12 protein-coding genes are annotated in these 13,746 nt (G+C 52.4%); 5 read left to right on the forward strand and 7 right to left on the reverse strand.

What is annotated here, in order from left to right:
* Nucleotides 1-17 precede the first annotated feature (17 nt).
* On the forward strand, nt 18-1,580 hold the full coding sequence (locus tag HBA55_RS15555; RefSeq protein WP_166993286.1) for a glycogen synthase: 1,563 nt from the start codon (nt 18-20) through the stop codon (nt 1,578-1,580).
* A 13-nt stretch (nt 1,581-1,593) separates the two neighbouring features.
* On the opposite strand, the gene HBA55_RS15560 is transcribed toward HBA55_RS15555, so the two are convergent.
* The 3 genes from HBA55_RS15560 to HBA55_RS15570 are packed head-to-tail and all read right to left on the reverse strand — an operon-like array spanning nt 1,594 to nt 3,003.
* A complete protein-coding gene (locus tag HBA55_RS15560; RefSeq protein WP_166993289.1) occupies nt 1,594-2,031 on the reverse strand; it encodes a phosphate-starvation-inducible PsiE family protein in 438 nt (145 codons plus the stop codon).
* Nucleotide 2,032: 1 nt separating this feature from the next.
* Nucleotides 2,033-2,599 (reverse strand): universal stress protein, encoded by a 567-nt coding sequence (locus HBA55_RS15565; protein WP_166993292.1) that lies wholly within the window; start codon nt 2,597-2,599, stop codon nt 2,033-2,035.
* The gene (locus tag HBA55_RS15570; protein ID WP_166993294.1) at nt 2,599-3,003 is read right to left on the reverse strand and encodes a universal stress protein; all 405 of its coding nucleotides are present in this window, start codon (nt 3,001-3,003) and stop codon (nt 2,599-2,601) included. The genes HBA55_RS15565 and HBA55_RS15570 overlap by 1 nt, the downstream gene beginning before the upstream one ends.
* Nucleotides 3,004-3,264: 261 nt before the next feature.
* On the opposite strand from HBA55_RS15570, the gene HBA55_RS37225 reads away from it, so the two are divergent.
* Together HBA55_RS37225 and HBA55_RS15575 are read left to right on the forward strand one after the other, a co-directional pair.
* Nucleotides 3,265-3,735 (forward strand): (2Fe-2S)-binding protein, encoded by a 471-nt coding sequence (locus HBA55_RS37225; RefSeq protein WP_206019813.1) that lies wholly within the window; start codon nt 3,265-3,267, stop codon nt 3,733-3,735.
* Nucleotides 3,732-5,900 (forward strand): xanthine dehydrogenase family protein molybdopterin-binding subunit, encoded by a 2,169-nt coding sequence (locus tag HBA55_RS15575; RefSeq protein WP_240946098.1) that lies wholly within the window; start codon nt 3,732-3,734, stop codon nt 5,898-5,900. Before HBA55_RS37225 ends, HBA55_RS15575 begins: the two co-directional genes overlap by 4 nt.
* A 150-nt stretch (nt 5,901-6,050) precedes the next feature.
* Here the strand turns inward: HBA55_RS15575 and HBA55_RS15580 are convergent, their stop codons facing one another.
* Together HBA55_RS15580 and HBA55_RS15585 are read right to left on the reverse strand one after the other, a co-directional pair.
* Nucleotides 6,051-7,229 carry an FAD-binding oxidoreductase gene (locus tag HBA55_RS15580; RefSeq protein ID WP_166993301.1) on the reverse strand — a complete coding sequence of 393 codons (1,179 nt, stop codon included), beginning with the start codon at nt 7,227-7,229 and terminating at the stop codon, nt 6,051-6,053.
* Nucleotides 7,222-8,829 (reverse strand): phytoene desaturase family protein, encoded by a 1,608-nt coding sequence (locus tag HBA55_RS15585; RefSeq protein ID WP_166993304.1) that lies wholly within the window; start codon nt 8,827-8,829, stop codon nt 7,222-7,224. The genes HBA55_RS15580 and HBA55_RS15585 overlap by 8 nt, the downstream gene beginning before the upstream one ends.
* 173 nt (nt 8,830-9,002) lie before the next feature.
* On the opposite strand from HBA55_RS15585, the gene HBA55_RS15590 reads away from it, so the two are divergent.
* Together HBA55_RS15590 and HBA55_RS15595 are read left to right on the forward strand one after the other, a co-directional pair.
* Nucleotides 9,003-9,635 (forward strand): TetR/AcrR family transcriptional regulator, encoded by a 633-nt coding sequence (locus tag HBA55_RS15590; protein ID WP_166993307.1) that lies wholly within the window; start codon nt 9,003-9,005, stop codon nt 9,633-9,635.
* 110 nt (nt 9,636-9,745) lie between these two features.
* Nucleotides 9,746-11,338, forward strand: a complete 1,593-nt coding sequence (locus HBA55_RS15595; RefSeq protein WP_166993310.1) for an ABC-F family ATPase — start codon at nt 9,746-9,748, stop codon at nt 11,336-11,338.
* Between the two features lie 36 nt (nt 11,339-11,374).
* On the opposite strand, the gene HBA55_RS15600 is transcribed toward HBA55_RS15595, so the two are convergent.
* Both HBA55_RS15600 and HBA55_RS15605 read right to left on the reverse strand, forming a co-directional pair.
* Complete coding sequence (locus HBA55_RS15600) at nt 11,375-12,517, reverse strand: acyl-CoA dehydrogenase family protein (protein WP_166993312.1); 1,143 nt, start codon at nt 12,515-12,517, stop codon at nt 11,375-11,377.
* A 26-nt stretch (nt 12,518-12,543) separates the two neighbouring features.
* Nucleotides 12,544-13,728, reverse strand: coding sequence for an acyl-CoA dehydrogenase family protein (locus HBA55_RS15605; RefSeq protein WP_166993315.1), 1,185 nt, complete (start codon nt 13,726-13,728; stop codon nt 12,544-12,546).
* Between the last annotated feature and the right edge of the window lie 18 nt (nt 13,729-13,746).

Genomic DNA, 13,746 nt, shown 5'->3' on the forward strand with positions numbered 1-13,746 from the left:
GGAGGCATAGCAACAACATGAAGATACTAATGGTTGCCGCTGAAAACGGCGCCTTGGGCGGCGGCAAAGTGGGTGGTATGGGGGATGTGATTCGCGATATTCCCCGCGCCCTGAGCCGCTTGGATCACCAGGTGGATGTGGTGATGCCGGGATACCAGAAGTTCTCCCGCCTTCCGGGCACGCAAGTGGTGGCAGAGTTGGTGGTGAACTTTCGTGGCGAAGACCAGGCATTGACTCTGTCTCGCCTGCCCAGCGATGAGAATTATCCGAATCTGTGCACCTGGGTGGTCGACCACCCGATGCTGGCCCCCTTGGGTGATGGCCGTATTTATTGTGATGATGAACCCGGTAAGCCGTTCGCCACCGATGCGTCCAAGTTCGCCTTGTTCTGTATCGGTGTTGCCCAGGCGCTGATAGAAAAGCATCTCGGTGAGCCTGAGGTTATCCATTTGCACGACTGGCATACGGCATTGCTGGCGGTATTGGCGCATTATCACCCGCGCTATCATTCGCTGGGGGATACGCGGATGGTTTATACCATTCACAATCTTTCGCTGCAGGGTATTCGTCCGTTCAGTTGGGACGATTCAGCGTTGGAGAATTGGTATCGTCAGTTGGCGTTTGATTACGAGGCGATTCGCGATCCCCGTTATGAAAATTGTTATAACCCGATGCGAGCGGCCATCAATTTATGCCACAAGGTGCATGGGGTATCGCCGACCTATATTGGAGAGATTCAGAAGCCCAGTCAGCCTGAGTTGGGCTTTGTTGGTGGCGAGGGACTGGAGGATGACTTGCGCCGGGCAGCCGAGGAGGGACGCCTGGTTGGGATTCTCAATGGTTGCGAATATGGGCCTGAATTTACCGATGTCGGCGGGCTAGATGACTGTTTGGTGCTGATGGAAGAGATGCTGCGTAAATGGCGGTTGTCTGGTGACACGCCTGAGCGGCATGATACTGCGTTGGCGAGGGTTGCCCGCTGGAGAGGTCAGCGAGAGGCCGGTGACTGCAGTGGACTGGTGTTGACGTCTATCGGACGTATCAGCGATCAGAAGGTACGCTTGTTGCAACAGCCGATGCAGGACGGTCGCAGTGCCTTGGAGCATTTGTTGGATCGATTGGATGAGGCTGATCGTCTTGTCCTGCTGGGCAGTGGTGATAAGGGACAAGAGGCGTTTTTCGCTTCCATCGCCGAGGCCCGCGCGAATCTGATTTTCTTGTGCGGTTATTCCGAACCCCTGTCATTGTCGATCTACGCCAATGGCGATTTGTTCCTGATGCCGAGTTCGTTTGAACCTTGCGGCATTAGCCAAATGCTGGCAATGCGGGCGGGGCAGCCTTGTCTGGTACACCACGTTGGGGGACTGGTGGATACGGTTGCGGATGGTATCAACGGGTTTGCGTTTACTGGGGATTCGCCTTTGCAGCAGGCTGAGAATATGGTGCGGCGTTTGGAATCGTGTTTAGCCTTAAGTAAGGACGATCCGGACGCTTGGGGTCAAATTGGCAATGCCGCAGAGAAAGTCCGATTTCTGTGGTCCGGTGTAGCCGAACAGTATATTGCAGAGCTATACCACTAAGCGCCAGTTTCGATTAGCTTTGGCTGGCGCTTGGGAGTTTGTGAACCATCCAGTAACCTATGCTCATGGCGACCACGACGACACCAATTGCGTAGACGTACGACGGCTCCAGCTGTTCAAAGTCCATAATGATCACCTTTTGGGCGATTGCCATAAGGGCGGTGGCCATGACGATCTTGACGTGAATAACATCTTCCCGCAGATATATGGTGATGTTGATCAGGATTTCGATCGCGATTAACACCGCCATAAAAGCGCCAAAAGTTGCCAGCATGTCGGAGATAGTCAAGATAAACTTGGGTGCTGACATCAGCTTTTGCCAGATAGTCCAGCCTACATCGACGACACCCATAATGATGACGAACACCATAAAAATCGATAAGAGTCGCACGCAAAATTTTACGATAGCGTAGAGTTTCAGCGTGAGGATGTCATCCGAGTCTATCTTCACGTCAGACCCTCTCCAGCTTGGATGATTCAAATTGAATCGGTGAGGCAAAGTCTGAGGGTTTTACAGTCAGAACGTTACAGGATACAGAGTCAATAACCGTTTCAGCAGTATTACCAATAAACAGACCAGGCAATCCTGTGCGACACACACTTCCCATGATCAAAAGCCCGGATTCAACGGTATTGAGATAATCGGAGATACAGGACTTTGGTGGACCCTCGATAAATTTAAGCTGTATCCGACTCATATCGAATTGTTCAATGGTTTTTAGAATCTGTTTTCGACGTGCGTTAAATTCCTGTTCCGCCAATCGGGCAATACACAAGTCATCTTTTTTAGACCAGTATTTGAGGAATTCTTTACCGTAAAGCTGCCAGGCATGAAGCACAGTAATCGGGCACTTAAGTGCGGTGGAGATCGCAAATGCTTGTTTTAGAAGCTGGTGGTTCAATCTGTCACAGGCCACTTGATCGTCACCAAATTGGACGTCCAGGGCGACAACTATAGACTCCAGTCGAGCACTGGTTTGCTCAGCGGCTGCCCAGACTAAAATGGGGGATTTGCGCATCAAGTGCTTAGTGGTGCTGCTAAAATAAGATCTGTTTTGCGGACGATTCTTGCGGCACCCGTTACGATGATGTCGACCTGATGGGATGTACAATAACGGAGGATTTCCCGATAGGCAGTTCCCTTTAACACTTGGTAGTCGAATCGAATGTTTGGGTAGCCGCTCTGGCAGGTTTGGATGGCTCCCCGCAGTTGCTCCGACAGGTTTCTTTCGGCAATCGCGAGGAGCTCCATCGGTGAGTAGGCCTCCTGGACTACCGCCGGGCTGTTTTTTAGGGAATCGATGACGGTTAGCAGGGTGACGCGACTCTGCGTGGCTTCCGCGTAGTCCATAACGTTGCAATGCTGCTCGCTGAGCCTTTCATGAGGTGAAATGGCCAGAGCCAAATGGGGTCTGTGCATCATTTGCTGACTCCTTTCTGTGTGTCTGACGAAACGGTAATCAATTGACAGCATCAGTGTTGCATGTTTTCTATATAGACAAAAATAGATATTATCTAATATTGAAATAAATAATTATCTATATATTTGTTTGACTTTCATCTTTGCCAGGCTTTGAACTTTTTACTTGGGTCAGCATCCATTGATATGCCGTGTGGCAGGGTTTAACCTTATTGCCAATTTTTATTCTTACCGGAAACCCGGTTATTGCAGGGGCAGTGAGTCATGAGCGATAAAATCATTATTAATGGTAAAGAGCAGACTGTAGACGTGGATGGCAATATGCCGCTGCTGTGGTATCTGCGAGACGAGCTGAATCTTACCGGTACCAAGTTTGGGTGTGGGATGGCATTGTGCGGTGCTTGTACGGTTCATATCAATGGTGAAGCCGTCAGATCTTGTGTTACACCTGTTAACCAGGCGGTTGGTAAGCAGGTGACGACCATTGAAGGACTGTCCGATAGTGGTGACCATCCCTTACAGAGGGCCTGGATAGAACACAAGGTGCCGCAATGCGGATATTGTCAGGCAGGTCAAATTATGAACGCTGCAAGTTTACTGGCGCAAAACCCAACACCCACTCAGGAAGAAATCGAGCAGGGGATGCAGGGCAATATCTGCCGTTGCGGTACCTACAACCGTATCAAGAACGCCATCGCTTCTGCAGCTGTGCAGATGCAGGAGGTGAAGTCATGAGCGTATTCAAATTATCGCGTCGCGATTTTTTAAGAGTCTCCGGAACGGCAGCGGGTGGGGTCGCGCTTGGTGTGATGTTGCCCGCTGGTAATGCGACCGCAGGTCACTCGGAACATTTTGAACCCAATGCGTTTGTCTTAATCGATTCTGAGGGCAATACTACTATTCATTGTGGCCGCTGCGAAATGGGGCAGGGGATTTCAACAGCGCTGCCAGCAGCGGTAGCCGATGAGTTGGAAGCGGATTGGTCCAGAGTGACGGTATTACAGGCTGATGGCGACAGTGACAAGTATGGCCCTCAGGCGACTGGTGGGTCACGCAGCATTAATACCATGTATGTGCCCATGCGTGAAGCGGGAGCTTCTGCTCGCATGATGCTGGTTACTGCAGCCGCCAAAATCTGGCAGGCGGAGGTGGACGATTGCTATGCGGAGAACCATTTTGTTTATAACCGTAAATTGAAAGCTCGACTGAGTTACGGGGAGTTGGCTGCCATCGCAGCGGAGTTACCGGTTCCGGAAAAGCCTGCGCTCAAGACAAAGGATCAGTATCGTTATATCGGAAAACCATTGCCCCGCCACGATCTGGGTAAGGTGGTGGTTGGAGAGCGCACTTACGGTATTGATACGCGTATCCCCGGAATGAAGTTTGCCGCAATTAAACACGTGCCTGTTTACGGTGGTTCGGTTAAATCTTTTGATGCCTCTGAAGCTGAGGCGATGAAGGGTGTTGAAAAGGTGGTTAACATCCCGCGTTTCCAAGCACCTTACGGTTCACTGGGTGGCATAGCGGTGGTAGCCAATAATACCTGGACGGCGCAGCAGGCGCTGGCAAAGGTGAAGATTGAGTGGGACCGTGGGCCTCATGGCGGCTATAACACCAATGCCTATAAAGCAGCGATGGTGGAGCAGGTGGAAAAGCCAGCAAAGCCGGTGTTCAAAAGAGGGGACCTTAAAGCGGCGTTTGACGCAGCCAAGGTGACACACTCAGCGACTTATGTGCAGGGTCATTTGTCCCATTCGCCCATGGAGCCCATGGTGAGTTTGGTTTCAGTCACCGAGGATGCCTGTGAGGTATGGGCATCGACACAGGATCCGGAAGGTATTCAGCGTACCTTGGGTGCTTATTTGGGCAGGGCTCCAAAGGATATTTTGGTGCACGTGATGATTTCGGGCGGAGCTTTTGGGCGTAAGTTTAAGTGTGACTACGTTCAGGAGGCGGCAGCACTATCGCAGGCCGTTGGGGCACCGGTGCAGCTGGCTTGGTCACGGGAGGAGGATACCAAGACGGGCTATTATCATTCCACCAGTGTACAGCATCTCGAAGGGGCAGTGGACTCGGAGGGCAATGTCACTGGTTGGTTGCATCGCAGTGCGTTTCCTACCATTGCTTCTACGTTTGATCCGTCGATTGAGTGGCCCCGGGAGCAGGAGTTGGGCGCGGTCATTAATCATCCGTACGGAATTAGGAATTTGGAGGTGGAGTCCGGGCACGCGCCGGCGCATACACGCATTGGCTGGTATCGTGCGGTGAGGGCATTGTTTGAGGGGTTTGCGTTTAACTCTTTTACGGATGAGTTGGCTTATCAGTCCGGGATGGATTCTTTGGAGTTCTTTCGCAAACTTTATCATAACAATAAGGACCCGGATCAGGCTGAGCAGGTGGAGAGGTCTTTGGCGGTTCTTGAGCTGGCCGCTGAAAAAGGGGGTTGGGGCAAGGAGTTACCGCAAAACCAGGGCTTGGGTATTGCGGTTCACTACAGCTTTGAGAGTTATTTGGCGATGGTGGTCCAGGTCGAGGTTATCGGTGATGATATTAAGGTGCATCGTGTGGATTGTGCGGTCGATTGTGGGGAGGTGCTGAATACGGACGGGGCTACGGCGCAGATGGAGGGGGCTGTGGTGATGGGGATGTCTCTGGCTTTGTATACGGAGATCAGTTTTCGGGACGGGGAGGTTGTTAACAGCAATTTCCATGATTATCCGGTGTTGAGAACCAGTGAAGTTCCTCCGATTATCAATGTTCATTTTGCCGAAAATGATTATAAGGCGACGGGGCTGGGTGAGCCGGGTGTGCCGACGTTTGCGCCGGCCTTGACGAATGCGATTTTTGCGGCGACCGGTAAGCGGTATCGGTCTTTACCGATTAAGCCGGTTTATTCGTAGTGTCTGTTGAGACTGGGCGCAGTTCAGTGCCTCAACGGGCGGCTGGGCGTTCCTTTTTCGGAGCAGTCGGGCGCCCCTCTTTAAGCTCCGAAAAAGGAACCCCCAGCCACCCTTTACACCGCGGTATCCGATGTTGGGTGCTTCAATATTTTAGAGTTGGATTTCAATGTCCTCCAGTGGAAACGCCACGCAGGAGTGACACCAGCCGTATTGTTGGTCGGTTGTTCTCAGGTGCGCTTCAGATGGGTTGAAGACTTTGCCTTTGGTGATTTTTACTCGGCAGAGGCTGCACTCTCCAGAGCGGCAGGCGTTTTCGGTTCCGTAGCCGTTGCGTTCCAGGGCATTTAGCAGCGGTTCGTTGACCGGTGTTTTAAAGCTCCCGCCACCTTGTACTGTTACTGTGATTTCTTGTGTCGGAATGATTTGCTGCGGCCATCCCGGTTGTTGCTCCGGGTGTTTGGGGGGACCATTGGCTTCGATTCTTACGTGCCTGGGTTTTACGGCCAGGGTGCTTAGCTGTTGCGCGCAGTATTCGTTAAAGGGTGTGGGGCCACAGATATAGAACATTTTGTTTTCTATTGTTTCGAGGCGCTGTTGGATAAATTCTGCACTCAGGTGTCCGGTCAAACCCTCATAGTGCTTGGTGGGGCGGGAGATCACTTTATCCAGAATCAGATTTGGCAGTTGCTCAGACAGTTGTTTCAATTCTTGATCAAAAATAATGTCATTTTCATAGCTTGAGGCGTAGATCAGATGAAAGCGATACGGGTGTTGCCGGTCTGCGATTTCTCGAATCATACTGATGGCGGGGGCAATGCCGGAGCCTCCCGCCAGGAATACCAGATCTTCTCCGTGGAATAGGGGGTTGTGGTAGAAGGTGCCCATTGGGCCAGTACTCTGGAATCTGTCGCCGACTTTAACCCGGTCTAATAGGAAGTGGGTAACATAACCGGGTGTTACGCGCTTGATGGTCAGGTCGTAGTGAGTTCGAGTCAATGGTGCTGAGGAGATGGCGTAAGGTCTGGCGGTTTCAACTCCGTCGATGTTGACGAACAGGTTGATATACTGCCCCGCCTGGAAGGGAGGCAGTTGACGGTCATCGCTCGAGACCAGCCTCAGAGTTTTAGTGGACGCGGTATCGTCAATGATTTCTGCCACGGTCAGGTCGAGGCGTTTGGGGTGCAGGGTGGCAATGGTGTTGGCGACTTTACCTCGGTGATCTGCGAAATCTGAGCCACAGCTTTCCAGTTCTTGTTTGTGTTTAATCCCTTCCTGGTAGCCGTGCAGTTGGTTGAGGAAGGCTTGTTTTTCAGTGGTTTGTTCAGGCATTTTCAGCAGCCTCCTCGTGGGCGATTTGCGGTTCTATCTGTTGTAGATGTTTTAGTACGGCTCTGGCGGTACTTTCTCCCGCCATATAGGTTGGCTGAAAGCCACCCATGCCATTCCAGCAGCCCGCCAGGTACAGGCCTTTGATGGCGTCCATGCGTTCGCGAAACAGGGGGCCGTCCTGAATATTTTGGTCGAAGCCGTAGATGGCACCGCCGGGGGTATTGAGGTACCGCATCATGGTCAGTGGGGTGGCGGCTTCGATTTCCTCAATGTGCTCACGAATACCGGGGAAGACTCTTTCTGCCTGGTCGAGCAGGTGTTGGGCGAATTGGTATTTGGTCTGTGCATAATCTCGCGGCGGCACGGATTCCCAGGGCTGACCGTACTGCAGGCACAGGATCGACAGGGCGCTTTTGCCGGGTGGGGCAAAGCTGGGATCGTCGTGGTTGTAGCAGGTCATCATGATATTGGGCGGCGGCGCCAGGCTTTTCATGGCTTCAAAGGCATGTTCTTCGTCGCGCTCGTCGATAATAAAGTTTGAAGCTGCGGTCACGCCGATGTCTTGCGGTGAGCAGTCGAGTCCTACGTAGAGGACAAAAGCGGAGGTTCCCAGGCGTCGGGATTTCATATCCTCGGCAACCGTCGGTAGTGGGTTGTCGGTGTCCAGCAGTTCATTATAGGTGTGGATAGGGCTGGTGTTGGAGACCACCGTGGCGGTGCGGTACTCTTGACCATCTTCGGCGCTTACGCCGATAACTTTTCCATTTTTCGTGAGTATTTTGTGTGCCCCACAATTAAAGCGAACTTGCCCACCGGCTTGCTGGAAGGATTCCAGCAGCGCGCTGGAGATCGCCTGGGAGCCACCCCGTACATGGCAGGGTTTAAAGGCGGCGTAGGCGTAGATCATCATCGCAAGATCAACAAAGGGAAGATCTTTGGTGGGCATGCCGATATAGCACCAGTAGGCCGCCAGTACGGTTTTCAAATCCTGATCCTGAAAGAACTCGTCCAGTACTTGTTTGGCGGGTACCAAACCGTATTTGACATAGTTGGGGCAAGAGCTGTGCAGCAGCTCGGTATTCAACTGTTTTTGCGCGTGAGGAAAGGCCATAAAGGCCTCGATGGTGATGGTTTCCGCGAGGATCATGAAACGGTGGATGGCCTCGGCCTCATCAGGATAGGTCTCGATCAACAGTTTCTGTATCTCGCCCCAGTCGGCGGGAAGTGTGACGTCCAGTTCGCCCGGCAGTACGATACGGTAGAGCTCTTTTTCTTCAACTACTTCGAGCTTATCCATGATGCCCAGCTGTTCGAACATCTGGCGCAGTACAAAGGGTTGTTCCTCCGTGCCCATGCCACTCAGCTGGTGCAGGGCGACTTCAAACTCAAACTGGCCCCGAACAAAAGAGGTTGCGCAGCCGCCAGGGATATTATGCCGCTCCAGCAACAGGGTTTTGGCTCCACCCCGTTGGAGCGCGGTGGCTGCAGTGAGGCCGGCATTTCCGGCTCCAATGACTATTGCATCAAAATAAGAGTCTTCAACCGTATCAAAACAAGAGTCATCAACTGGTTCAAAATAAGAGTCATCAATTTGAGTCATGCTGGGTCCTCGTTGTCCCTGTATGCAATCTTTACAGTGTAAATTACAAGGCAGCATTACTCCTGTCAATCTTTACGTTGTAAATATTTGGTGGCATTTGTGGCTGCAGACTCTGGTAGGGTGGTATAGTGGCGCGGTTTTGGGTTGTTTGGCGGGATTTGCCAAGGTCGTAAATGGGCTCCAATAAGAAAATCAATAAAGCTGAGGGCAGCTATCACCACGGTGATCTCAAGAGTTCATTGATCGACGCCGCCTATGAGATTCTCAACCGCGTGGGCGCCGATGGGCTGTCCTTGAGGGCGATCGCAGCAGAGGTAGGGGTGTCGCATATGGCACCTTACGCACACTTCAAGAACAAGAAAGAGCTGTTCCAAGCGGTGATTGAGACGGGTTTCGACCGTCTGGCCGATGCCATGGACAGTAAAGGAAAGAGCTGCGAAACGCCCCGTGAACAGATTCTTGTCTATGGCTCGGCCTATCTGGAATTCGCCACTGGAAACCCTGAGCTGTATCGGTTGATGCTTGGGCAGATTCAGGGGCTGGGGCTTAAGAAGCAAGCACCCGATGCCGCCAGCCCGGTTTCCAAATCTGAGGAGTTGATCATCAGCAGCAAACGCCCCTTTGTGCTGCTGGTGCAGGCGTTCTCCAAGATCCACAGTGACCCGGAAAAAGGCAAGAACCAGGCGCTGGGGGCATGGTCGCTGGTACATGGAATCGCTGCGCTGGTGATTGAGGGGTATATCCAGGTTCCGGAAGGGGTGGATATGCGTGATTTCTTGGTCGCCGTGACACCTCAGGGATTGTAGCCTTTTCGTATAAGGTTTATACAGTTTCGCTCGACACAAACACAGTAAATCCCTATAGTAGCGCCCGTTTATTCACACCCTTTTGATAGCTTCCACTCAGGATATGCCCCTTGATTACCACCGCTAATATCACCATGCAATTTGGCGCCAAGCCGCTGTTTGAAAATATCTCCGTCAAATTCGGTGGCGGCAACCGCTATGGCCTGATTGGCGCCAACGGCTGTGGTAAATCCACCTTTATGAAGATCCTGGACGGTAGCCTGGCGCCCAGCGCGGGCAACGTGACGATCACACCCAATGAGCGCATTGGCAAATTGCATCAGGATCAGTTTGCGTTTGAGCAGTACAGTGTTATCGATACAGTGATTATGGGGCACACCGAGCTGTGGACGGTGAAACAGGAGCGTGATCGTATCTATTCTCTGCCTGAGATGTCCGAAGAAGAGGGCATGAAGGTGGCTGATCTGGAAGTGAAATTTGCGGAAATGGACGGCTACAGTGCCGAAAGTCGCGCCGGCGAGATTCTGTTGGGTGCCGGTATCGAGGAGAGTTTGCACTTTGGTCCCATGAGCGAAGTGGCTCCTGGCTGGAAACTGCGGGTACTGCTGGCACAAGCGCTGTTCTCTGACCCGGATATTCTATTGTTGGACGAGCCGACCAACAACCTGGATATTGACACGATTCGCTGGTTGGAAGAGGTGCTCAACGAACGCAAGAGCACTATGGTAATTATTTCTCACGATCGGCATTTCCTGAATTCCGTCTGCACCCATATGGCGGATATTGACTACGGTGAGTTACGGATCTATCCGGGTAACTATGATGACTTTATGACCGCCTCAACCCAGGCCCGTGAACGCTTGCAGTCGGAAAATGCTAAAAAGAAAGCTCAAATCGCCGAGCTGCAACAGTTTGTCAGCCGTTTTTCAGCCAATGCATCGAAAGCAAAGCAAGCCACTTCACGGGCGAAACTGATTGACAAAATCAAATTGGAAGACATTCAGCCTTCCAGCCGGGTCAGCCCCTACATTCGCTTTAAGCAAGAAAAGAAGCTGCATCGTCAGGCACTGATTCTGGAAACGCTTGGCCATGGCTTTGATGGTCAGCCCTTATTTAATGACGGTAATTTTATTTTGGAAGCCGGTACTCGTCTTGCGGTAATCGGCGACAACGGCGCAGGCAAGACAACGTTCTTGCGCTGCTTGATGAATGAATTGACACCTGATCATGGCAAGATTCAGTGGGCGGAAAATGCCACTCTGGGCTACTGCCCACAGGACAGTGCCGCGGATTTTGACTGCGATCTAAACCTGTTTGATTGGATGAGCCAGTGGCGCAAGCCCAGTCATGATGATCAAATTGTGCGTGCAACTCTGGGGCGATTGCTGTTTTCGTCGGATGAATTTAAAAAGCAGGTCAAGGTTTGCTCAGGTGGTGAAAAGAACCGGCTCCTGTTTGGTAAACTCATGATGCAGGAAACCAATGTCCTGCTGATGGATGAGCCGACCAACCATCTGGACATGGAGTCCATTGAAGCACTTAATCTGGCCCTTGAGCACTACGAAGGCACACTGATTTTTGTCAGCCACGACCGTGAGTTTGTTTCCTCCCTGGCCACTCGGGTGATCGAGATCAAGGATCAGCAGTTGATCGATTTTCAGGGGACCTACGAAGAGTATCTGGCCAGTCAGGAAATTAGCTGACCGGCTTCCAGTCTGTGCCTGCTTATTATTTCATCTTTAGTAGCCGTTAAGTGTCGCGAAGCGGCTGCGGTGAAAACCGGTGTTGCCAAAGCTTTGTTCCGCCACTCGCAGCCGTTTCAGGAAAAAACCGATTTCCAATTCGTCGGTGACTCCGATACCGCCATGGAGCTGAATGGCTTCGTTGCTGATCAGCTGACACACTTCGCCGACCTTGGCCTTTGCCAGGCTCGCCAGTGTAGCAACTTCCTCAGTGGTGGCCTCTTTGCTATCCAGCGCTTCCAGCGCCGCCATCACCGTGGAGCGGGCCAGTTCCAGTTCGGCAAACATTATGGCGGCTCGGTGTTGCAGCGCCTGGAAGGAGCCGATGGGCACGCCAAACTGGTTACGTTCTTTTAAATAGGCAACGGTTCGGTCCAATAATTCCTGGGCACTACCCAGCATCTCAGCGGATACGCAAATACGCGCGCGGTCCAAAGCCTGATCCAATACTGGAAAGGCGCCTCCCGCGGAACCTAGCAGAGCGTTTTCGGATACAGTTACCTGATCAAAAGTCAGGTTCGCGCAGTTGCGACTGTCGATGCGAGTGCTGGCCTGTTTTTGGATATCGTTGGCAGAAACCAAAAACAGACTCAATCCGGCTTGATCGCCGGGCTCGCCTGAGGTACGCGCAACCACAATCAAGTGCTCGGCATTGCCGCCGTTGGCGACATATCGTTTTTGTCCGTTTAACTCGTAGTTGTTGTCACGGGGAGAGGCTCGCAACGCCGTTGTTGCAGGGTTGTGATGCGAGTCTTCGTCCAAAGCCAGAGCAATCCTCAAGCGGCCCTCAATCAACGCTGGGATCAATTCCCGTCGCTGTTGGTCGTTGCCTGCCAATAGCACAACGGAGCCCGCCAATACCACACTGTCCAACAGTGGTGAGCTATTCAGAGTATGGCCCGCTTGTTCGAGTACCGCACCCAGCCCCATAAAACCAAAGTCCAATCCCCCAAGCTCCTCGGGGAAGATCATGCCGTTCCAACCAAGTTCCACGATTTGCTGCCAGACGTCCCCATCGTAGCCTTTGGCATCGCGGGTATCACGCAATTGGCGCAGTGCGGATACCGGCGATTGCTGCTGAAAAAACTCCCTTGCCGTGTCCTGTAAAAATCGCTGTTCTTCTGACAGTACCAGAGCCATTGTGTTTACCTTTTACTAAGTGCGGGTCAAGCGGGAAGACCGAGTACGCGTTTGGCGATAATATTGAGTTGGATTTCCGAGGTGCCGCCGCCGATAGACAGCGTTTTGGATTGTAGCCAGTCGCGGGTGATTGCCAGCTCTTGGTCGCTATAGTCGTCACCCTCCCAGCCCAAAGCACGGTTGCCCAGGATCTTTAGAAGCAGCTCACCTTTCTGTTTCTGTTGTTCCGTACTGCAGTATTTAAAGATGGACGTTGCCGCACCATTACCGGCGCCTTGTTTGGCTTCTTCCATGGTTCTTCTCAGAGTCAGCGCAAAGGCCTTTTCATTAATGTCGATGCTCACCACTTGGTCGCGTATTACCGGGTCAGCGATACGCCCCTGGTGTTCGCCGATATACTCCTTGGCCAGCTGGTGAAGTACATAGGGGCTTTCCGACTCGCCACCAAAGTTGGCAATAGCAGCGCGTTCGTGTTGCATCAGGCGTTTGGCGACGCTCCAGCCTCCATTGACCTCACCCACGAGGTTGGCTTTTGGAACCCGAACGTTTTCAAAAAAGACTTCGCAGAAGTGCGACTCACCGCTAATCAGTTCAATCGGTTTGGCCTCAATGCCGGGGGAGGTCATATCGATCAGCAAAAGGCTGATGCCATCGTGTTTCGCAGCTTTTGGATCGGTACGTACCAGCGCATAAATCCAGTCAGATTTATTGGCGTAGGAGGTCCAGATTTTGGCGCCGTTAACAATGTAGTCGTCACCATCGGACTCCGCCTTCATCTGTAAGCCGGCAAGATCAGAACCGGCGTTGGGCTCACTAAAACCCTGACACCAACGGATTTCCCCGCGTGCCATCCTCGGCAGGTGCTCTTGCTTTTGCGCCTCGCTGCCAAACTCCAGCAGCACCGGCCCCAACATCCAGATCCCCAGATTCAGCTGCGGTGGTCGGCACTGCAGACGCGTCATTTCCTGATTGAGTATGGCGGCTTGTTTTCGGTCCAGACCTCCGCCGCCATATTCGATGGGCCAATCCGGGGCAAACCAGCCTTTGTCGCGCATGCGTTCAAACCATTGTTGCTGTTCCCGACTTTGAAATTCGATATGGCGACCACCCCAGATCTGTTCGTCTTCGGCGGCGGGGGTACGCATACTGACCGGGCAGTTATCCCGTAGCCACTGGCGTACTTGCTGGCGAAATTCTTGATGCTTATCCAACGGAGTCTCCTGCTGTTC

Origin of the sequence: Pseudomaricurvus alkylphenolicus (genome assembly GCF_011683955.1) — a bacterium.
Classification (GTDB): domain Bacteria; phylum Pseudomonadota; class Gammaproteobacteria; order Pseudomonadales; family Cellvibrionaceae; genus Pseudomaricurvus; species Pseudomaricurvus alkylphenolicus.